This is a genomic window from Bacillus salacetis, assembly GCF_049177075.1.
GTDB classification, from domain to species: domain Bacteria; phylum Bacillota; class Bacilli; order Bacillales; family Bacillaceae_B; genus Rossellomorea; species Rossellomorea salacetis_A.
On record NZ_CP185377.1, the window covers coordinates 1371346 to 1391919 of the forward strand.

The 20574-nt window shown below is 41.2% G+C and carries 20 protein-coding genes; 13 read left to right on the top strand and 7 right to left on the bottom strand.

All coding sequences use genetic code 11. From position 1 onward, the window contains the following. Window positions 1-35: 35 nt before the first annotated feature. On the bottom strand, window positions 36-1703 hold the full coding sequence (rnjA, locus tag ACOJQI_RS06950) for a ribonuclease J1 (protein WP_421384350.1): 1668 nt from the start codon (window positions 1701-1703) through the stop codon (window positions 36-38). A 7-nt stretch (window positions 1704-1710) separates the two neighbouring features. Then, window positions 1711-1917 carry a DNA-dependent RNA polymerase subunit epsilon gene (locus ACOJQI_RS06955; protein ID WP_421384352.1) on the bottom strand — a complete coding sequence of 69 codons (207 nt, stop codon included), beginning with the start codon at window positions 1915-1917 and terminating at the stop codon, window positions 1711-1713. Window positions 1918-2510: 593 nt separating this feature from the next. On the opposite strand from ACOJQI_RS06955, the gene ACOJQI_RS06960 reads away from it, so the two are divergent. After that, window positions 2511-3281 carry a Cof-type HAD-IIB family hydrolase gene (locus tag ACOJQI_RS06960; RefSeq protein WP_421384353.1) on the top strand — a complete coding sequence of 257 codons (771 nt, stop codon included), beginning with the start codon at window positions 2511-2513 and terminating at the stop codon, window positions 3279-3281. A gap of 138 nt (window positions 3282-3419) precedes the next feature. Here ACOJQI_RS06960 and def read toward each other — a convergent pair whose 3' ends face one another. After that, window positions 3420-3974 carry a peptide deformylase gene (def, locus tag ACOJQI_RS06965; RefSeq protein WP_421384355.1) on the bottom strand — a complete coding sequence of 185 codons (555 nt, stop codon included), beginning with the start codon at window positions 3972-3974 and terminating at the stop codon, window positions 3420-3422. Between the two features lie 273 nt (window positions 3975-4247). Between def and ACOJQI_RS06970 the strand changes: the two genes are divergently transcribed. The 5 genes from ACOJQI_RS06970 to lpdA all read left to right on the top strand — a co-directional run bounded on the left by ACOJQI_RS06970 (window position 4248) and on the right by lpdA (window position 10367). Continuing rightward, complete coding sequence (locus tag ACOJQI_RS06970) at window positions 4248-4907, top strand: YkyA family protein (protein ID WP_421384356.1); 660 nt, start codon at window positions 4248-4250, stop codon at window positions 4905-4907. A gap of 484 nt (window positions 4908-5391) precedes the next feature. Further along, entirely contained in the window at window positions 5392-6507 is a 1116-nt protein-coding gene (gene pdhA / locus ACOJQI_RS06975; RefSeq protein ID WP_421384358.1) for a pyruvate dehydrogenase (acetyl-transferring) E1 component subunit alpha, read from the top strand. Window positions 6508-6510: 3 nt separating this feature from the next. Further along, a complete protein-coding gene (locus ACOJQI_RS06980; RefSeq protein WP_421384359.1) occupies window positions 6511-7488 on the top strand; it encodes an alpha-ketoacid dehydrogenase subunit beta in 978 nt (325 codons plus the stop codon). A gap of 97 nt (window positions 7489-7585) precedes the next feature. After that, complete coding sequence (locus ACOJQI_RS06985; RefSeq protein ID WP_421384361.1) at window positions 7586-8953, top strand: dihydrolipoamide acetyltransferase family protein; 1368 nt, start codon at window positions 7586-7588, stop codon at window positions 8951-8953. A gap of 4 nt (window positions 8954-8957) precedes the next feature. Further along, entirely contained in the window at window positions 8958-10367 is a 1410-nt protein-coding gene (gene lpdA / locus ACOJQI_RS06990; RefSeq protein ID WP_421384362.1) for a dihydrolipoyl dehydrogenase, read from the top strand. 93 nt (window positions 10368-10460) lie between these two features. On the opposite strand, the gene ACOJQI_RS06995 is transcribed toward lpdA, so the two are convergent. Beyond that, on the bottom strand, window positions 10461-10841 hold the full coding sequence (locus ACOJQI_RS06995) for a hypothetical protein (RefSeq protein WP_421384363.1): 381 nt from the start codon (window positions 10839-10841) through the stop codon (window positions 10461-10463). 549 nt (window positions 10842-11390) lie between these two features. Here ACOJQI_RS06995 and ACOJQI_RS07000 point away from each other — a divergent pair. Both ACOJQI_RS07000 and ACOJQI_RS07005 read left to right on the top strand, forming a co-directional pair. Next, the gene (locus tag ACOJQI_RS07000; protein ID WP_421384365.1) at window positions 11391-12305 is read left to right on the top strand and encodes a polysaccharide deacetylase family protein; all 915 of its coding nucleotides are present in this window, start codon (window positions 11391-11393) and stop codon (window positions 12303-12305) included. A gap of 253 nt (window positions 12306-12558) precedes the next feature. Beyond that, on the top strand, window positions 12559-12678 hold the full coding sequence (locus ACOJQI_RS07005; protein WP_421384366.1) for a GapA-binding peptide SR1P: 120 nt from the start codon (window positions 12559-12561) through the stop codon (window positions 12676-12678). 136 nt (window positions 12679-12814) lie between these two features. Here ACOJQI_RS07005 and ACOJQI_RS07010 read toward each other — a convergent pair whose 3' ends face one another. Then, window positions 12815-14287: an aminotransferase class I/II-fold pyridoxal phosphate-dependent enzyme gene (locus ACOJQI_RS07010; RefSeq protein ID WP_421384368.1), complete on the bottom strand. Its 1473-nt coding sequence runs from the start codon at window positions 14285-14287 to the stop codon at window positions 12815-12817. A 244-nt stretch (window positions 14288-14531) separates the two neighbouring features. Between ACOJQI_RS07010 and ACOJQI_RS07015 the strand changes: the two genes are divergently transcribed. Continuing rightward, window positions 14532-15491 (top strand): NAD(P)H-dependent flavin oxidoreductase, encoded by a 960-nt coding sequence (locus ACOJQI_RS07015; protein WP_421384370.1) that lies wholly within the window; start codon window positions 14532-14534, stop codon window positions 15489-15491. Between the two features lie 230 nt (window positions 15492-15721). Continuing rightward, window positions 15722-15991 carry a UPF0223 family protein gene (locus tag ACOJQI_RS07020; protein ID WP_421384372.1) on the top strand — a complete coding sequence of 90 codons (270 nt, stop codon included), beginning with the start codon at window positions 15722-15724 and terminating at the stop codon, window positions 15989-15991. Between the two features lie 68 nt (window positions 15992-16059). Here ACOJQI_RS07020 and ACOJQI_RS07025 read toward each other — a convergent pair whose 3' ends face one another. Next, window positions 16060-16680 carry a YktB family protein gene (locus tag ACOJQI_RS07025; protein WP_421384373.1) on the bottom strand — a complete coding sequence of 207 codons (621 nt, stop codon included), beginning with the start codon at window positions 16678-16680 and terminating at the stop codon, window positions 16060-16062. A gap of 179 nt (window positions 16681-16859) precedes the next feature. Between ACOJQI_RS07025 and ACOJQI_RS07030 the strand changes: the two genes are divergently transcribed. Both ACOJQI_RS07030 and ACOJQI_RS07035 read left to right on the top strand, forming a co-directional pair. Then, the gene (locus ACOJQI_RS07030) at window positions 16860-17054 is read left to right on the top strand and encodes a hypothetical protein (protein WP_421384374.1); all 195 of its coding nucleotides are present in this window, start codon (window positions 16860-16862) and stop codon (window positions 17052-17054) included. A gap of 258 nt (window positions 17055-17312) precedes the next feature. Next, a complete protein-coding gene (locus ACOJQI_RS07035; protein WP_421384376.1) occupies window positions 17313-18116 on the top strand; it encodes an inositol monophosphatase family protein in 804 nt (267 codons plus the stop codon). Window positions 18117-18165: 49 nt separating this feature from the next. On the opposite strand, the gene ACOJQI_RS07040 is transcribed toward ACOJQI_RS07035, so the two are convergent. Further along, window positions 18166-18351: a YlaF family protein gene (locus ACOJQI_RS07040; protein ID WP_421384377.1), complete on the bottom strand. Its 186-nt coding sequence runs from the start codon at window positions 18349-18351 to the stop codon at window positions 18166-18168. A 364-nt stretch (window positions 18352-18715) separates the two neighbouring features. Here ACOJQI_RS07040 and typA point away from each other — a divergent pair, with 364 nt between their 5' ends. Then, entirely contained in the window at window positions 18716-20563 is a 1848-nt protein-coding gene (gene typA, locus ACOJQI_RS07045) for a translational GTPase TypA (protein WP_421384378.1), read from the top strand. Window positions 20564-20574: the final 11 nt, after the last annotated feature.

A 20574-nucleotide genomic window follows, 5' to 3' on the forward strand; every position in this document is an offset into this window, starting at 1 on the left:
CTGAATCAATTCAGCCTGCTTTTTTATACCTTATATTATACTTCCATAATGATCGGTAAGATCATAGGACGGCGCTTGGTCTTTTCATAAAGGAACGGAGCTAATGTATCTGTGATCTCATTTTTGATCTCGGACCATTGGCTTGTCCGGCGCTCAAGAACTTTGCTTATATGTTTGTTGATAATATTTTGGGCTTCGTTGATCAAATCCCCTGACTCTCTCATATATACAAAGCCTCTGGAAATAATGTCAGGACCGGAAGCGATCTTGAAGTCACTCATATTGATGCTGACCACCACTATTACCAATCCTTCTTCAGAAAGAATTCTTCTATCGCGAAGAACGATGTTTCCGATATCTCCAATTCCGCTTCCATCGATATATACAGACCCGGATGGGATCTTGCCTGCAACCTGGGCAGTATCATTACCTAGGGCAAGCACTTCGCCATTGTCCATGACAAAGCAATTTTCAGGATCCACTCCGCAATCTACAGCAAGCTGTGTGTGCATTTTCTGCATTCTGAATTCACCATGAATAGGCATGAAGTATTTTGGCTTAATGAGCCTGAGCATCAGCTTCTGTTCTTCCTGGCTTCCGTGACCGGAAGTATGGATGTCATTAAGTGAACCGTGAATGACATCAGCACCTGCACGATAAAGCATGTTGATCGTACGGTTTACACTGATTGTATTTCCAGGAATCGGTGAAGAAGAGAAGATTACGGTATCCCCAGGATGAATCTGGATTTGCCTGTGGGTGCCGTTTGCAATTCTTGAGAGTGCAGCCATTGCTTCACCTTGGCTTCCTGTACATAAAATGGTCACTTCATTGGCAGGAAGACGGTTGATCTGATTGGATTCGATAAAGGTATCCTTTGGAGCCTGGATATAACCAAGATCCTGACCGATGGCAATGTTGTTTTCCATACTGCGGCCAAATACAGCAACCTTACGTCCGTGCATAACAGATGCTTCAATCACTTGCTGCAAACGGTAGATGTTGGAGGCGAATGTAGCGAAAATGACTCTTCCTTCGACTTTACGGAAGATATCATTGATGCTTTCGCCAACTTTCCGTTCAGACATTGTAAAGTTCGGGACTTCACTGTTTGTACTGTCAGAAAGGAGGCAGAGTACGCCTTCTTTGCCGATTTCGGCCATTTTCGTTAAGTTCGCCGGTTCGCCGACAGGGGTGAAATCAAACTTGAAGTCACCTGTATGAACTACATTCCCTGGAGGTGTCTTGACGACAATTCCGTAAGAATCAGGGATACTGTGTGTCGTCCTGAAAAAGCTTACCGCTGTTTTTCTGAATTTGACCACATCATCTTCCTGAATGATATTGAGCTTTGCGGATCGTAATAGACCGTGCTCTTCCAATTTGTTTTTCAAGAGCCCGATAGCAAGTTTACCGCCGTATATAGGAATGTTGATTTCCCTCAAAAGATAAGGGATTCCTCCTATATGGTCTTCGTGTCCGTGAGTGATGAAAAGTCCTTTGATTTTATCGGCATTTTTCACCAAGTATGTGTAATCGGGGATAACATAGTCGATTCCCAATAACTCGTCTTCCGGAAACTTAATCCCGGCATCGATTAAGATGATTTCGTCCTGAAATTGTACACCATAAGTATTTTTACCGATTTCGCCCAAACCGCCAAGTGCGAAAACCGCTGTCTGATCATTTTTAACGAATTTCATAATCTAATCAGCTCTCCACCTGAAAATTTTCGGATTGTTTCTCATATTCAAGATGGGATTCATCAAGTAGTTGGACGAACTCAATATTGTACGGTTTATCTTTCAATTTCAGGCGGACTTCACGTTCTGAATCTGCTTCTAGGTACAGGGTCATTGTGCATTCACGCACAGGAACTTCCTGCTTGCTTTCCTGGTAGTAGACTTTGTAAATCATTTTTCTCTCTCCTTATCCGTTTTCAAAATGTAACTTTTTCTATTATATAAAAAGTTTTAAAAGTTTTCATGCATTCAACATAACAAGAGCCCTGTATGTATAAATGCTTACTAGTATCATCAAGAAAATCCGGCTGCATTTCCGGTCACCGGTTTCAATACTAACAATAAACAAAGAACAGCCCTCCTAAACGTGAGGGCCGGCACATTTAAGCGATTGTTTTTTTTCTGAGTACATCTTTCCATTGTTTCAAGAGCTTCTTTCTGAGCTTCTTAAACATATGGATCACTCCTTATTAGTAGTTTACCTAGAATTGGTCTTAAAGTAAAGTTTACCCGAAATCCGCCTGCCTCTTTTTTCGATTTTAGTATATGGAATATTTGACAGTTTTTACGTGGTTAAGATTGGAAAAAGCGGAATAATGATTAATATGATGGTAATCGTGATGCAGTCCTCGGGGGGACTTACCTATCGGGAATCCATTGACTTTTAAAATAGAGAGGAGTAAGTTAATGGGGGAAATAGTGATATATCAAACCTTGATGACATTTACACATCAATGTATAAGCAATTAATTGAAGGGAGTCAGTAAAATGTCAAAAATCGTATTCTTTGATATAGATGGAACATTGCTTGACCATGACAAGAAACTGCCTGATGCAACGAAAAAGGCCATAAGGCAGCTTCAGGAAAATGATACATATGTAGCAATCGCAACGGGACGCGCCCCGTTTATGTATGAAGGTCTTAGGGAGGAACTTGGAATAGAATCCTTCGTTTCCTTTAATGGCCAGTATGTCGTTTTTGAGAATGAAGTAATATACAAAAATCCCTTGAACAGGGAAGAGCTTACCGCGCTCTTGGAAATGGCGGGTGAGCGCAGCCATCCTGTCGTCCATTTGAATGAAAAAACCATGAAGGCGAACACCCATCATCATCCTTTTATTGAAGAAAGCATGGCGAGCTTGAAATTCCCTCATCCTGATTTCCAGCCGGACTTCTACAGTGATAAGGAAATCTATCAATCCCTGCTTTTTTGCCGGGATTCTGATGAAGCAATCTACAGGGATGAATTCTCGAAATTCAACTTCATAAGATGGCATCAATATTCTATGGATATTCTTCCAAGCGGCGGTTCCAAAGCAGAAGGAATTAAAAAGATGATTGAAAAACTCGGATTTGATATCAGTGAAGTATACGCCTTCGGGGACGGTTTAAACGACATAGAGATGATAGATGCGGTTGGTACGGGTGTTGCAATGGGCAACGCCGTGCGGGAAGTCAAAGAGCATGCCGACCTTATCACAAAGCCTGTTGACGAAGATGGGATTTATCACGGCCTTAAAGAACTTTCGTTAATTTGAGGTTTAAAGGCAAGAAAAAAAAGGAAACTCTTAATTGAGTTTCCTTTTTTGCTTGTTAGGAAATTATGAGTTTGATTTCTGCATCCAGCTCCAGCGCCTAGCCCCTCGGGTCTGATCAAGGCGCTTCTGCTTTTGTTCCTATCTATCAACAGGAGTAGCGTCAGGTATTGGCTGAAGAGGATTTCCCTGGTCAATATGATCATAAAACATAATACCGTTCAGGTGGTCGATTTCATGCTGGAAGACGATTGCCGGCATCCCTTTTAACCGCACTTTGACGGGATTGCCGTCAATGTCCATCGCTTTTATAGTGACCCTTGCATACCGGGGAACAAACCCGGGGACTTGGCGGTCCACAGATAAACAGCCTTCCCCGCTGGTCAGATAGGCCTTTTCTACAGAATGACTGACAATTTTCGGGTTGAACAATGCATAGCTGTGGAGCTGGCCTTTATTGTCTGTCACATGGACAGCGATCATTCTTTTGAGGACATTGATTTGCGGTGCTGCCAGACCGATGCCGGATCGCAAACCGTATTTTTGGGCTGTTTCGGAATCCTGGCTGTTTTTTACATATTCTATCAGGCTGTTCAGGATTTCCTTGTCTTCTGAAGAGGGCGGCATCGCAACTTCTGCTGCGACCTTCCTTAAGGCAGGGTGGCCCTCACGTATAATATCGTTCATTGTGATCATACAATTTCCTCCCACTATTCCGTTGTTTTTATGATTTTAGTCTAACAGAGCCATTTTGAAAAGTTAACTGTTTTTAAAAGGGATATTCCTTGACATACTTTTACACATTTATCATAGTAATTAAATGAGGACAGGCGTATATAAAGGTATCTTTATCCATTAATTGAAAAACCTTATTTCATTCAAGCAATCATTCGTATTAATATTTCCATTGTCAAAAAAAGAAAGTGCCGATATAGTAGTAAATGTCATTATAATAAGGGGGATTTTAAAGTGTATAAACTTCGTGGAGTATTAGCTGCTGCAGGTGTGATGGTCCTGCTGACTGGATGTATGGGAGGAAGCACACCTCAAGAAATGGTATACAACACTTTGGAAGATACAGTCCAAAAAGAAGAAAAGTTAAAAGAAACACAAGAACCTTTAACGAAGCTTGAAGAAGAGGAACAGAAGCTGTTCGACCAGGCGATCGGCTTAAGTATGAAAGAAATTGATGAAATCAGAAAAATAGCGGATCAGGCGCTTGATAATATAAGTGAACGTGAAGATCTTATAAAGGAAGAAGTTGCTGCGATGGAAGATGCTGAAGAAGCATTCCAGGCTGCAGAGTCTTCTATTGAAGAAATTGAGGACGAAAGCCTGAAAAAAGAGGCTGAGGAACTGGCAAATCTAATGAATGATAGATTTGATGCCCACTCATCTATGGCTGACTCTTATTTGAAATCACTTGCGAGCGACAGGGAACTTTATGAAATTTTAAAAAAGGAAGACCTGACGATGGAAGAACTGCAGGCGCAAATTGAAAAGATCAATGAGAACTATAAGTCCACTATGGAATTCAACCAGACATACAATCAATTGACCGAGGAAGTAAATGCTTCTAAACTTTCTTTTTATGAAAAAGCAGAAATTGATGTAAATGCCGAAGCTTAATACTTAATGCCCGGTTCAGCGGATATCCGCTGAACCGGGCATTTTTTGTAGAGAAAAGCCAGGGTCAGTCCCGATTTTGAAAATACTTTAATGTATAACAGCGCAAAAAATAACTTTCTGTTTTATAATACAGTTTAGATGATTTGATTAATACAGATTTCGATTTCATCTTAAAATTGAATTTTTCCTAACCAATTCATTCGTTGTATCTGTAAGTATTTCTCGTTGACTTCTGTAAAAACTGTGGTGTAAACTATAAAACGTGATTACATATTGTATTAGTTTTTTGTTGGAATTGACTAGTACAGTTTAATTTTTAAAAATACTGTTTAAAGAGTTTTCTTTTAGGTGAATTGTGGAAACATATGTTTAATGACGTGTATTTGCCAAATTTGCGGTTTTCAGAGACTATTCTGGACACCCTAATCACTGTATGTAAAAAAACTCTAAAATAAGTGGAAAAAGAAAGGAAGAGGTGACTTCGATGGCTTCTAAATCTAAGAAGGCACAATTCGATGCGAAAAAAGCGCTTGAAAATATTGAAGCGCAATTCGAAATGGTTCAAATTTTAAACGAAGAAGGCGAAGTGGTAAATCAGGACGCAATGCCTGATCTAAACGACGAGCAGCTGCAAGAGCTTATGCGCCGTATGGTATACACTCGTATTCTTGATCAAAGATCAATCTCACTTAACCGTCAGGGCAGACTGGGATTCTATGCTCCTACAGCAGGACAGGAAGCATCACAAATTGCTTCACATTACGCTTTGGAGAAAGATGACTGGATCCTTCCGGGTTACCGTGATGTACCTCAGATCGTATGGCATGGTCTTCCGTTGTACCAGGCTTTCCTATTCTCCCGCGGACATTTCAAAGGAAACCAGCCTCCTGAAGGAGTTAACGTATTGTCACCTCAAATCATCATCGGTGCCCAGTACATCCAGACAGCAGGTGTTGCACTTGGTCTGAAGAAGCGCGGAAAACAATCGGTTGCAGTCACTTATACAGGTGATGGCGGATCTTCTCAAGGTGACTTCTATGAAGGAATCAACTTTGCCGGAGCATTCAGTGCACCTGCCATTTTTGTAGTGCAAAACAACCAGTTCGCAATTTCTACACCGCGTGACAAGCAGACAGCAGGTAAGACGATTGCCCAAAAAGCAGTTGCTGCAGGTATTCCTGGTGTCCTTGTAGATGGTATGGATCCATTAGCTGTTTATGCTGTTACACGTGAAGCACGTGAACGCGCTGTAAACGGTGAAGGACCTACATTGATTGAAACTTACTGCTACCGTTACGGTCCACATACAATGGCAGGGGATGACCCTACTCGTTACCGCTCTTCCGAAATGGATACAGAGTGGGAAAGAAAAGATCCTTTGGTTCGCTTCCGTAAATTCCTTGAAGGCAAAGGCCTTTGGAATGAAGATAAAGAGAACGAAGTGATTGAACAAGCGAAGGAAGATATCAAAGAAGCAATCAAGAAAGCTGATGGAACTCCTAAACAGAAAGTGACGGACTTCATCAACATCATGTATGAGAATCTTCCGCAAAATCTTGAAGAGCAATTAGAAATTTACAAAGAGAAGGAGTCGAAATAAGCCATGGCGCAAATGACAATGATTCAAGCTATCACTGATGCAATGCGCACTGAACTGCGTAATGATGAAAATGTGCTTGTTTTCGGTGAAGACGTAGGTTTGAACGGCGGTGTATTCCGTGCAACTGAAGGTCTTCAAAAAGAATTCGGCGAGGACCGTGTATTTGACACGCCGCTCGCGGAATCAGGGATCGGCGGATTGACAGTTGGTCTTGCATTGGAAGGTTTCCGACCTGTACCTGAAATCCAATTCTTTGGTTTCGTATATGAAGTAATGGATTCAGTCAGCGGTCAGCTGGCTCGTATGCGTTACCGTTCTGGCGGTACTTATAATGCACCTGTGACAATCCGTTCACCATTTGGAGGGGGAGTACATACACCTGAGCTTCACGCGGACAGCCTCGAAGGTCTTGTCGCGCAGCAGCCTGGTCTTAAAGTCGTGATTCCTTCGACTCCATATGATGCTAAAGGTCTTTTGATTTCTGCAATCAGAGATAATGACCCTGTCATTTTCCTTGAGCATATGAAACTGTACCGTTCTTTCCGTGAAGAGGTTCCTGAAGAGGAATATACAATTGAAATCGGTAAAGCGGACGTGAAACGTGAAGGAACAGATTTATCCATCATCACTTACGGTGCAATGGTGCATGAATCACTTAAAGCTGCTGAGGAACTTGAAAAAGAAGGTTATTCTGTTGAGGTTGTTGACCTTAGAACAGTCAGCCCTCTTGATGTGGAAACAATCATTGCTTCAGTTGAAAAAACTAACCGTGCAATTGTTGTTCAAGAAGCTCAAAAGCAAGCTGGTATTGCTGCAAATGTTGTAGCTGAAATCAATGACCGTGCAATCCTTAGCCTGGAAGCACCAGTACTGCGTGTAGCTGCGCCAGATACTGTTTACCCATTCTCTCAAGCAGAGCCGGTATGGCTTCCTAACTTCAAAGATGTTATTGAAACAGCAAAGAAAGTACTTAACTTCTAAGATAAAACAGGCTGTCTAAAGCAGAAGGGGAAATCCCCCTTCTCTTTTCCAATCCTGTCAAAAACATTAAGCAAAACAATAACAGGAGGTAGAACCTATGTCATTCGAATTCAGGTTACCGGATATTGGTGAAGGTATTCATGAAGGTGAAATTGTAAAGTGGTTCATCAAACCCGGAGATAAAGTAGAAGAAGACGATGTATTGTGTGAAGTGCAAAATGATAAAGCAGTTGTGGAAATCCCTTCCCCGGTTGCCGGAACAGTAGAAGAACTTCTTGTCGAAGAAGGTACTGTAGCAGTTGTAGGTGATGTGCTTATCAAATTTGATGCACCTGGTTATGAAGACCTTCAATTCAAAGGCGAACACGGTGATGAGAAGAAGGAAGAACCTAAAGCGAACGAAGTGACAGAAGGACAAGTTCAGGGAGTGGCGGAACAAGGCCAAGCAGTTGACAAAGATCCTTCTCAAGCAAATACGGATAACCAAACAACTAGCGCCGGCGAACAGGAAGCTGAAGATGCCGACCCTAACCGCCGTGTTATTGCGATGCCTTCAGTGCGTAAATTTGCAAGGGAAAAAGGCGTCGATATCCGCAAGGTTTCCGGCTCCGGCAAAAACGGACGAATCACGAAAGAAGACATTCAATCGTTCCTTGAGGGCGGTGCTAAGACTGCACCTGCAGAGCAGCAAGATACTGCTCCAGCCGCAAAAGAAGAAGCAGCACCTAAAGCAGCAGCTGCACAAAAGGTTCCAGAAGGTGAATACCCTGAAACTCGTGAACCAATGAGCGGAATCCGTAAAGCGATTGCCAAAGCAATGGTTAACTCCAAGCATACGGCACCTCACGTTACCCTGATGGACGAAGTGGATGTTACTAAGCTTTGGGCTCACCGCAAGAAATTCAAAGAAGTGGCAGCAGAAAAAGGAGTCAAGCTTACATTCCTTCCTTATGTGGTAAAAGCATTGACAAGTGCCCTAAGAGAATACCCTGCACTTAACACTTCTCTGGATGACAGCACCAGCGAGATTGTCCACAAGCATTACTACAATATCGGTATTGCTGCTGACACAGATAAAGGCCTGCTTGTTCCTGTTGTGAAAAATGCAGATCGTAAATCTATGTTCTCAATATCTAATGAGATCAATGAACTTGCAGGGAAAGCTCGTGACGGCAAGCTTTCCGGTGATGAAATGAAAGGTGCTTCATGCACAATCACTAATATTGGTTCTGCAGGCGGACAATGGTTCACACCTGTAATCAACCATCCTGAGGTAGCAATCCTTGGTGTTGGACGCATTGCAGAAAAACCTGTGGTTAAAAATGGTGAAATTGTAGCCGCACCTGTGTTAGCATTATCATTGAGCTTCGATCACCGTATGATCGACGGAGCTACTGCTCAACATGCACTTAACCATATTAAGCGTTTGTTGAACGATCCAGAACTATTATTAATGGAGGCGTAATGCGATGGTAGTAGGAGATTTCCCAATTGAAACAGATACTATAGTAGTCGGTTCAGGTCCAGGAGGATACGTTGCAGCAATCCGTGCAGCACAGCTGGGTCAAAAAGTAACAATCATTGAAAAAGAAAATCTTGGCGGCGTATGTTTGAATGTTGGATGTATTCCTTCAAAAGCATTAATCACTGCCGGCCACCGTTTTCATCAGGCTCAGCATTCCGATGATATGGGGATTGTTGCAGAAAACGTTAAAGTAAACTTCGATAAAGTCCAGGAGTGGAAAGCCGGAGTTGTCAAGAAGCTTACTGGCGGTGTTGAAGGGCTTCTTAAAGGAAACAAAGCTGAAATCGTCCGCGGTGAAGCTTACCTTGTAGATGCAAATACTTTACGTGTAATGGATGAAAGTTCAGCACAAACATACAAATTCAAAAACCTGATCCTTGCAACAGGTTCACGTCCAATTGAGATCCCTAGCTTCAAATTCTCAAAACGTGTATTGGATTCAACTGGTGCACTAAGCCTTTCTGATATTCCAGAGAGCATGGTGGTTATCGGTGGAGGATACATTGGTACAGAACTTGGAACAGCCTATGCAAATCTTGGTACCAAAGTAACAATCCTGGAGGGTGCTGACGATATCCTCAGCGGTTTCGAAAAGCAAATGACTCAGGTTGTTAAAAAAGGCCTTAAGAGCAAAGGCGTAGACATTGTTACGAAAGCAATGGCAAAAGGTGTGGATGAGACTGACAGCGGAGTAACAGTTAAGTATGAAGCAAACGGTGAAGAAAAAACTGTAGATGCTGAATATGTTCTTGTTACTGTTGGACGCCGTCCGAATACTGATGAAATCGGTCTTGAAGAAGCCGGTATCGAAATGACTGACCGCGGTCTTGTCAAAATTGACAAACAGTGCCGTACAAACATCTCAAATATCTATGCCATCGGTGATATCGTTGATGGACCGCCGCTTGCTCATAAAGCTTCTTACGAAGGCAAAATTGCTGCAGAAGCAATCTCCGGCGAACCGGCTGAAATCGATTATATGGGTATTCCGGCTGTATGTTTCACAGATCCTGAGTTAGCTACTGTGGGTTACACTGAAGCACAGGCTAAAGAAGAAGGACTTGAAATCACTGCTGCTAAATTCCCGTTTGCGGCTAACGGCCGTGCACTTGCTTTGAATGCAACTGATGGATTCCTGAAGCTTATCACACGTAAAGCTGATGGTTTAATCATCGGTGCTCAAATCGTTGGTGCTGGAGCATCTGACATGATTGCTGAACTTGGTTTGGCAATTGAGTCTGGAATGACTGCAGAAGATGTTGCTATGACAATTCACGCGCATCCAACACTTGGAGAAATTTCCATGGAAGCTGCGGAAGTTGCTATGGGCAGCCCGATTCACATTATTAAATAATGAATACAAAAAACCTCTTGGTCTCCCAAGAGGTTTTTTTATTAGGGATTATTCTATGTAACACTTCTTTACTGAACCCTTTCAAGTGAGGGTTCAGTTCCATTGATCCATGGCATTGCTGACTGGCTGCATGATATCTTCCTTTTCCGCTTTTCCAATTATCTTGCAGACTATCTTGTTATCTTCGATTACCAGCAGTGCGGGATAGGTATCATTTAGAGAAATAAAAGTGGAATCCAATTCCTCTTTCTTGGCAATGATTTTATAATTCTCGAATTGAGATGGGTATAATCGTTTTAATTCAATTAATGCCTCGTAATAAGAATCCTCTTCCTGAATGTTATTTTCATCTGAGTAGAATAAGATCGCTTTTTCAATATTGAGTCCGGCTGCAGTCCGATCATTTTGCAAGCTGCAGGATGAAAGGAAGGTGATGTTCCCAAGCATAAGAATAATCAGAAAAGAATACTTCATCTAATAGCCTCTTTTCAATATTGTAATCTGGATAGTAACCGCTTTATTGATCCCTGAGTCATATTTATCAAAAAAATGTAAAATAATTACTAATTAGTCGATTGAAATTATTCTAACATATGCAAAAAGGATATTGTGCGAATTCATTAAATTGTTACACAAATGAAAAGAGATGGCAGAATGGAGTTTTAAAAAGGGTGACAGAGAGAATATAATGATATAAATCTTTTAACCGGGTGAGATGATGAAAAATTACATTGCATTTTTAGTGCAGCTCATTATTTGGAGTGCCTTTTCGATTGCACAGTGGTTATCCAGCAAAGATCATATAGAATATAAGTGGATCATGTTCATCATATTTATATATTTTGGATTCATCGCAGCAAAAAAAATTCTTCATTCGTCCAAGGTGACTTTAATTGTTACTGTTATAAGCCTCAGCACTTATTACACTTTGAAAGTTTTTTTTGAACAGGTCGTTGTATCCATATAATTGAAAGAATAATGGTATAATTGGAAAAGACATTCAGCTAGAGGAAGGGGAAAAACATGAAAAAGTTGATTTACTGCAGTTTCTTGTTCTTGCTGATAGCAGGCTGTTCAAATGAACAACCTGCAGAAACAGCTGGAAATACTGCAGGTCAGGAAGATGCAGCCAACGAAGCTTCTGTAACTGAAGACCAAAATGAAGCAGCAGAAGACAAAGAGGATAACGAACAAGGTTCAGAGAATGTAAAGGGTAATGAATCTGAAAGTTCTGGAACCGAAGCCGAGGAAGTCGTTCAGGAAGAAGAAACACAGGGACCTCAATATATGATCAATGAAGCAGATTGGTCTGTTCAGCCAATAGAAGATGCAAATGAAGAAGTCGTTCTTCTGACAATTGATGATGCGCCTGATAAATTTGCTCTTGAAATGGCGAATACGTTAAAAGATCTTGATGCTCACGCTATATTTTTTGTGAATGGGCATTTCCTGAATACTGATGAGGAAAAAGAGGTCTTAAAACAGATTCATGACATGGGTTTTCCTATTGGTAATCATACTTTTAACCATCAAAAATTGGATGATGTTTCCGAGGATAAGCAAAAAGAGGAAATTTTGAAACTGAACGACTTAATTGAAGAGATAACAGGTGAAAAGCCTAAATTCTTCCGCGCGCCGCATGGTGCAAATACTGATTATGTAAAGGGATTGGTTAAAGAAGAAGGCATGACCTTAATGAATTGGACGTACGGTTATGATTATTTCAAACCATATATGGACGCAGAGAAGCTGAAAACCGCAATGATTACAGGAGAAGGTCCAGAGGTTGATGTACCATACTCTTTATTGAAACCTGGAGCAAACTTATTGATGCACGACCGGGAATGGACAAATCAAGCCCTGGCAGACATAGTGAAAGGCCTGCGGGAAAAGGGATATGAAATTCTTGATCCTGACTTGATTAAAACGCCGGAATAATGAAGAAAACTGCCATACGGAATACCGTTGGCAGTTTTTTTATATCAGGAACAAGATATAAAAAGGTATTAATCTTCATATGCTTAGATTAATTAGATACATAATATAATCAATAGTCAATATAACATCACAATTAAAATTAAATATGACATACAATTAATGCTTGATATTTTAATTGTGTTATATTATTATATATTTAAAGAAAGTTAAAGCGCTTTCAAAATCAAACTTGAAAAATGAAAGGAGTTTTAAGATGGGTACAATTGTTTGTCAATCATGCTTAAACACTATTGATCACTTTGAAGATGAAAAGGTATCGGTTTTATTCTCCAGCGAATGTGATTGTAAAAAAGATACTGAACTAGATGATTAAAAGGTTGATATAGAAGCAAAAGCCCCGGCAGCCATGCCGGGGCTTTTGTTATGCCTTTCTACTTTTTCAAAAATAGAACAGGCACAACTCCTTTTAAGAGTCGTGCACTGTTTTTAGAGTCCTGACTTCTGGCCTCTTATCTAATCGCTTTGTGTTCTTTGATGACACGAAGGTGACTGAGATCAAAGTCTTCAGGCCCCTGAACAGGCAAGCCAGCTTCCATATTCTTTTGGATATATGTTATGTTTTCCGCAGTAATGATTTCACCAGGGATGAAAATTGGGATACCTGGTGGATAAACCATAATGAACTCGGCTATGATCCGCCCTACTGATTGGTCTATAGGAATGACTTCCGTATCAGCATAGAAAGCATCTCTTGGTGTCATTGATAGGACAGGAATATCAGGGAGAAGTACTTCAACGGTTTCAACCAAACCTTCTTTGTTGGAAAATTGTTTCGAGAGCTCTATTAGAGCCTCAACCAATTTTTCTCCTTCAGCCATCGTGTCTCCTGGTGTAATGATACAAAGGATGTTATATAAGTCAGACATTTCTACTTCGATGTTATAAACTTCCCTTAACCATTTCTCTGCGTCAAAACCACTGATGCCCAGTTTTTTTACGGAAATGATCAATTTTGTTGGGTCAAAATCGAATGTTGCCTTAGTACCTAATATTTCTCTTCCAACACAATAAAGATTTTCAATACCATTTACTTTTTCTCTTATAGTTTCGGACAGCCTGATTGTTTTTTCGATCAGCTCCCTGCCCTCTGTTGCCAGTCTCTTTCTTGCTGCATCCAATGAAGCAAGTAGAAGATAGGATGTGGAAGTGGTTGTGAGCATACTCATAATCGTCTGTACACGCTTAGGAGAAACAAGGCCTGTTTTGATGTTCAATACAGAGCTTTGTGTCATGGACCCACCCAGTTTGTGGACACTTGTCGCAGCCATGTCGGCTCCTGCCTGCATGGCAGAAATAGGGAGGTCTTCATGGAAATGAATATGCACTCCATGCGCTTCATCAACCAGTACAGGCACATCATAGGAATGGGCAATCTCCACGATTTTTTTCAAATCAGCAGAAATCCCAAAATAGGTTGGATTAATAACCAGTACCCCTTTTGCATCAGGGTGCTGTTCAAGAGCCTTTGCCACCGAATCAGTCGTAATGCCGTGAGATATCCCCAAGTCTTCATCAACTTCAGGGTGTATGAAAATAGGAGTGGCACCTGAGAAAACGATCGCACTCATAACAGATTTATGAACGTTTCGCGGAACGATGATTTTTTCACCGGGCCCGCAAACAGACATCACCATCGTCATAATGGCACCGCTCGTACCCTGAACAGAGAAGAAAGTATAATCTGCACCAAAGGCTTCTGCTGCAAGCTGCTGAGCTTCTTTAATCATCCCTTTGGGCTGATGAAGGTCATCCAATGGCCCAATGTTGATTAAATCAATTGAGAAAGCATTATCTCCGATAAAGTTTCTGAATTCCGGGTCCATGCCGGTACCTTTTTTATGCCCAGGGATGTGGAACTGCACTGGATTTTTTTTACTGTGTTCTACTAAACCGGTGAATAAAGGAGTTTTGTATTGTGACAATTCATTCGACACCTCTTTAAAGTCTTTTATATCTAAGCTTTTCCCTTAAAACAAAGGAATTAGTCATTAGGTTTTTTTGAGAAGAATGCGGTTAAAAACGTGCTTAATTCTTATCGATAAAGAATTATAGCACTTACGTTTTTCTTTGCATAGTGTTATACGCCCGCACTTATTACATTTTGTCGAAATTGACAGGATTTCAAGGAGTGGGGAGCGAATAAGTTGTTTGAAAGGGTGATGAATCATGAATTGGAATACCAGAGTTACAAAGCTGCTTGGGATTCAATATCCTATTATTCAAGGAGGACTTGCGTATCTTGCGTATGCAGAACTTGCAGCAGCTGTGAGCAATGCAGGCGGACTCGGGCAGATAACAGCAATGTCCCTTGAGTCTCCAGAAAAGTTGAAAGAAGAAATACATAGAGTGCGTCAACTTACGGATAAACCATTTGGGGTAAACTTCGCTATCGGCCAGCATGGCCGCCCTTTTAAAGAGTTTTTACAGGCGGCTATTGACGAAGAGGTGCCGGTTGTCTCCATGACTGGAGGAAATCCTGCCCCGATGTTTGATATGCTGGAAGGGACGTCAATCAAGAAACTCGTACTAGTCGCTGCAAAGAGGCAGGCAGTCAAAGCGGAAGAGCTTGGGGCGGATGCCGTCATGGTAGTAGGGGCAGAAGGCGGAGGACACCTTGGGAAAGAGGATATAGGAACCTTTGTCCTGATTCCCCAGGTTGCAGACGCCGTCTCCATACCCGTCATTGCTTCAGGAGGAATAGGAGATGGCAGAGGTCTGGCAGCTGCATTATGTCTGGGAGCAGAAGGTATCGAGATGGGGACCAGGTTCATTGCAACAGAGGAATGTGTCCATGCATCTGAAGAGTATAAACAGGCGTTGATTAGCGGGACAGAAAGTGATACAGTGGTCATCAAAAGATCTTTGGGAGCTCCGGCACGCGCAATTTCAAACAAGTGGACCGATCATATTCTTGATTTGGAAAAACAAGATGCAGGCTATGAAGGATTAAAAACCTTTATCAGCGGCGAAGCTAATAAGAAATTTGTTTATGAAGGCAAAGCTGATGAAGGATTCGGTTGGGCAGGCCAGGTAATGGGATTGATCCATGATATCCCTTCCGTAAAGGAATTGATTGATCGAATAGTGAAGCAAGCTGAAGATGCAGGCGGGAAGTGGAGAAATTAGCTCTACTGAGCTGGTAATTACACGTCCTCGTCTGCGGTAATTAAACATAGCTGTATTGTTAAAGGTTGTTGCTTCTAATGTATTTTTTGGAATCTGTTACGACAAGGTTGATTGGAGTCGCACACCTGGAGCGGAAATCAACTAACTTTATTCAATTAGCAACAAATTATATTAAAGTCTTAAACAAAGAATAGCTTTGAAAACAAGGAACAGAAAGCAAGGTGAACCAAATGGAATACCAATACCCTTTTTCTTTGGACTGGTCAACGGATGAAGTAATAGACGTTGTAGCGTTTTTTCAAAGTGTAGAAAAGGCTTATGAAAAAGGAATTGAGCGGGAAAAACTCATGTCTGCCTACAGGCGTTTTAAGGAAATTGTTCCTGGTAAAGCGGATGAAAAAAGAATCTGTAATGAATTTGAGGAATCAAGCGGATATTCTTCATACAGGGCAGTAAAGAAATTGAAGGAATCTGACAGAGAAATCATTAAAATGAACTAGATGAAGAAAGAGGAGAAGCCTATTACAGAAATGGCCTCTCCTCTTTTTTTTGAGCACACAGCCTATGTTTACCGCAGATTGTAAAGGGGTAATAATTTTACAAACGCATCACTGATTATTTCAATTGTTTCATCCCCTGAAAGCTTGACGGCCTTCTCTCTTGGAATCTGGATTCCACATAGTATTTCAGCTTTCTTGACGGTTTGCAGCCTTTTGAATAATGAAGTTAATTCTTCCTTATCCATCTCTGAGAATGGCTGAACTTCAGGTTTAGTATGATCGCCTGACCAAACGAAGTTCCTTGGAATGATGTCTGTGATACGATCAATATTCTGTTCGAGTTTTTTACCGTATTCCTCTTTGGCAGGAGCTTCATAAATCATGGCGAACCATACAAATACGTGTGTCTCCCAAAGGCCGATTTGAAAATGAGGGTGCTTTTTATATCCTCGTTTGTTATTTGCAAAAGCGACCCAAGTGTCATCCGGGGGATTGACTGAACGCCGTGCATGTTTTGCAACATGGGGAAACATTTCATCACCGGTCATTGTGCTGAGAGTTGGGGAGAAATGAGTACCTAGTGCATCCAGCTTGGGCCTGACAGTTTCTATAAGAGCTTCCATACGATCCTCAAGACCGTCGATGCTGAAAACATTAAAGTCATCTTCTGTAAAACCATTAAAATTCATTTTGCTCCTCCTTATGCTGGTGGCCTTATTTTACCACATAGCTTTATAGGAAGAAAAAATGTTGAACCGGAAATAGGTGTTTGCACATTTTAGTTACCTGTTTCTTATACTTCACATAGAATGTACTAGATAAATTCAGAAAATTGAGAATAATAATATCCGGAAGGGGTGTACTGTCCATGAAACAAGTAATGAGCTCAACACGAAAGAAGAACGTCCAGCAGCAGCGAATGGCGGTGCTGAAACTGGAAATGGATTATGAGCTGGCCGTATTGTTTGAAGCAATGGAAGACAAGAACACTGCAATCCAGGTAAAGACTAAAGAAAAGCTGATGAAAATCAGGGAAGAACTAATTAAGTTGAAAGCATTGTAAACCAGGAATAAGTGAATATGCTTTAAACGGACTCTGATAAGAAACTTTGAAGAGTTCGTATTTTTGTGGCGTAATGCACAAAACTTGAAGGGTACATAAATATATTTTAAGCTATATAAAAGTCAGTACATCTAAAGGCGTGAATTGTAAATAATACATAAGACACTCTTTCTTATTGTTTCTGATCAGCGAAACCCGGCTGATTTTCTTTAATTATGAAAATAATACTTGCATCAAATTTAGAATGGGGGACTTTTAATGTCTAACTGGCAGGAAGTCGATACATATGTTAAGCACTGGATTAAGGAAGCCGGTGAAAGAATCAGGCAGTCATTTAAAACGCAGCTGAATATACAGACAAAGTCGAATCGTAATGACCTTGTAACCAATGTGGATCAGGAAACAGAACAGTTCTTTATTGAAAGGATCAGAGATACATACCCGGATCATCATATACTTGGTGAAGAAGGATTTGGCGATGACTTAAAGGATATGAAAGGAACAATCTGGATTATCGACCCGATTGATGGAACCATGAATTTCGTTCATCAGCAAAGGAACTTTGCTATTTCAATCGGAATTTACCATGATGGGGAAGGTGTGCTTGGATACATATATGATGTAGTCCATGACGAGCTTTATCACGCGCACAAAGGTCATGGGGCTTATATGGATGATTTAAAACTTCAGCCTCTTCAAGAAGTGGATGTTAGGGATTCCATCATAGGAGTGAACGCCCTTTGGGTAACCGATAACAACCGGATAGACAGGGAAGTCCTTGGTCCCCTGGTCAGGGACGTAAGAGGGACAAGGTCCTATGGTTCTGCAGCAATGGAAATGGCATACGTTGCTTCTGGCAGGATTGATGGTTACATGACCATGAGGCTTGCTCCTTGGGATTTTGCTGCAGGAAAAATCCTTATAGAAGAAGTGGGCGGAGTTGTGACCAGCCTTGACGGCAAAGAGTTGAACATGCTGCAAAAGAGCTCGGTCTTTTCCTGCAAGCCGGGACTTCATGAAAATATTTCGAAGACGTATTTAAAAGATGTATCTTTTAAATAGAAACAGAAGAGCTGACCAGAAGTCTGGTCAGCTCTTTTGGATATCCGTTCTACAATTTACCTTCTTCACGGTACTTTTTCTTGGTTTTGAATCCATACCCCATTACCAATACCCATGCGGCAACGGCAAGTACAGCAAGTATTATACTTTTTTCACTTATCGCAATTCCAATCCCCATTATACAAACAGCTGCCAGGACGGCATACATCACAAAAATCCATTTTATGTTTTTCACTTGTCATTACTCCTTTAATGATAATCCCAGAGATCCTTATTTAAAATCTTATCAATGAAAAGAGGGTATAACAAGCATTATTCTCTGGAAGCACTAGCAGCTATGCTTTCTTTGTGGTAATTTATTGAAGAAATTTATACGAAATTCAGTAATGGCCTATGTTTTATCTGATAATTGCCATTGAATTATACCTGCTGTAATAATATTTACAAGAATAAGTTTCTGCTTTTTTGTTTGCTGTGATATAATGTCTTAGTTGCAAGAAAAAGGCCGCTTATGGCTGAATTATTTGAAGGAATACATGAAGACAGTTCATAATGTCTGTTATCATAAATAAAGAAGACCACAATCAGGAGTGAATACATTGAATAAAAGAAATGACTTAAGAAATATTGCGATTATCGCCCACGTTGACCATGGTAAAACTACTTTAGTCGACGAGTTGTTAAAGCAATCAGGTATTTTCCGTACTAATGAGCATGTTGAAGAACGTGCAATGGATTCCAATGATCTGGAAAGAGAAAGAGGAATCACGATCCTGGCGAAAAATACAGCGATCCAATACAAAGATACACGAATTAACATTCTCGACACACCTGGCCATGCTGACTTCGGCGGTGAAGTAGAGCGTATCATGAAAATGGTAGACGGTGTATTGCTTGTTGTCGATGCCTATGAAGGCTGTATGCCTCAGACACGATTCGTGCTAAAGAAAGCACTCGAGCAAAACTTAACACCAATCGTTGTCGTTAATAAAATTGACAAAGATTCCGCTAGACCGGAAGAAGTAATTGATGAAGTCCTTGAACTTTTCATTGAACTTGATGCGAATGAAGATCAGTTGGAGTTCCCGGTTGTTTATGCTTCGGCAATCAATGGTACTGCCAGCACAGACCCGGATCCGGCAAACCAGGATGAAAACATGCAATGCCTGTATGAGTCCATTATTGAGCACATTCCTGCTCCAATCGACAATCGTGAAGAGCCGCTTCAATTCCAGGTAGCGCTTCTGGATTATAATGACTATGTTGGCCGTATCGGTATTGGGCGCGTCTTCAGAGGGACGATGAAAGTCGGACAGCAAGTAGCATTGATGAAAATAGATGGAAGTGTGAAGAACTTCCGTGTAACGAAAATTTTCGGCTTTATGGGCTTGAAGCGCGTTGAAATCCAAGAAGCACATGCAGGGGATTTAATCGCGGTATCAGGTATGGAAGATATCAATGTCGGTGAAACAGTATGCCCAATCGATCACCAGGATCAACTTCCTGTGCTTCGAATCGACGAGCCTACACTGCAAATGACATTCCTTGTAAACAACAGTCCTTTTGCAGGGCGTGAAGGTAAGTATGTCACTTCCAGAAAAATCGAAGAAAGACTATTGGCACAGCTGCAAACAGATGTGAGTCTGCGTGTTGAAAACACTGATTCTCCCGATGCTTGGACAGTTTCAGGCCGTGGTGAGCTTCACCTCTCTATTTTAATTGAAAACATGCGCCGTGAAGGATTTGAGCTTCAAGTTTCAAAACCGGAAGTTATCGTCCGTGAAATTGATGGAGTGAAGTGTGAACCAGTAGAACGCGTTCAAATCGATGTGCCCGAAGAATATACGGGAAGCATCATTGAATCAATGGGAACACGTAAAGGTGAAATGCTTGATATGATCAACAATGGCAGCGGTCAAGTTAGGTTGATCTTTATGGTGCCTGCGCGTGGATTGATCGGATACTCAACTGAGTTCATGACTTTGACTCGCGGTTATGGAATCATCAATCATACGTTCGACAGCTACCAGCCTATGCAAAAAGGTCAAGTCGGCGGCCGCAGACAAGGTGTTATCGTTTCCATGGAAACAGGTAAATCTTCTCAGTATGGAATCATGGGTGTGGAAGACCGCGGAACAATTTTTGTGGAGCCGGGAACAGAAATTTACGCAGGTATGATCGTAGGAGAACATACTCGTGAGAATGACATTACGGTGAATATTACAAAAACAAAGCAAGCGACTAACGTACGATCTGCCAATAAAGATCAGACGGTAACGATTAAGAAAGCGCGTATCATGACTCTTGAAGAATCATTGGAATATCTGAATGATGATGAGTACTGTGAAGTAACTCCTGAATCCATCCGTCTTCGTAAAAAGATTCTTGATAAAAATGAGCGTGAAAGAGTTACCAAAAAGAAAAAAGTAGCTGAAACTAACCAGTAATAAATTGGGAG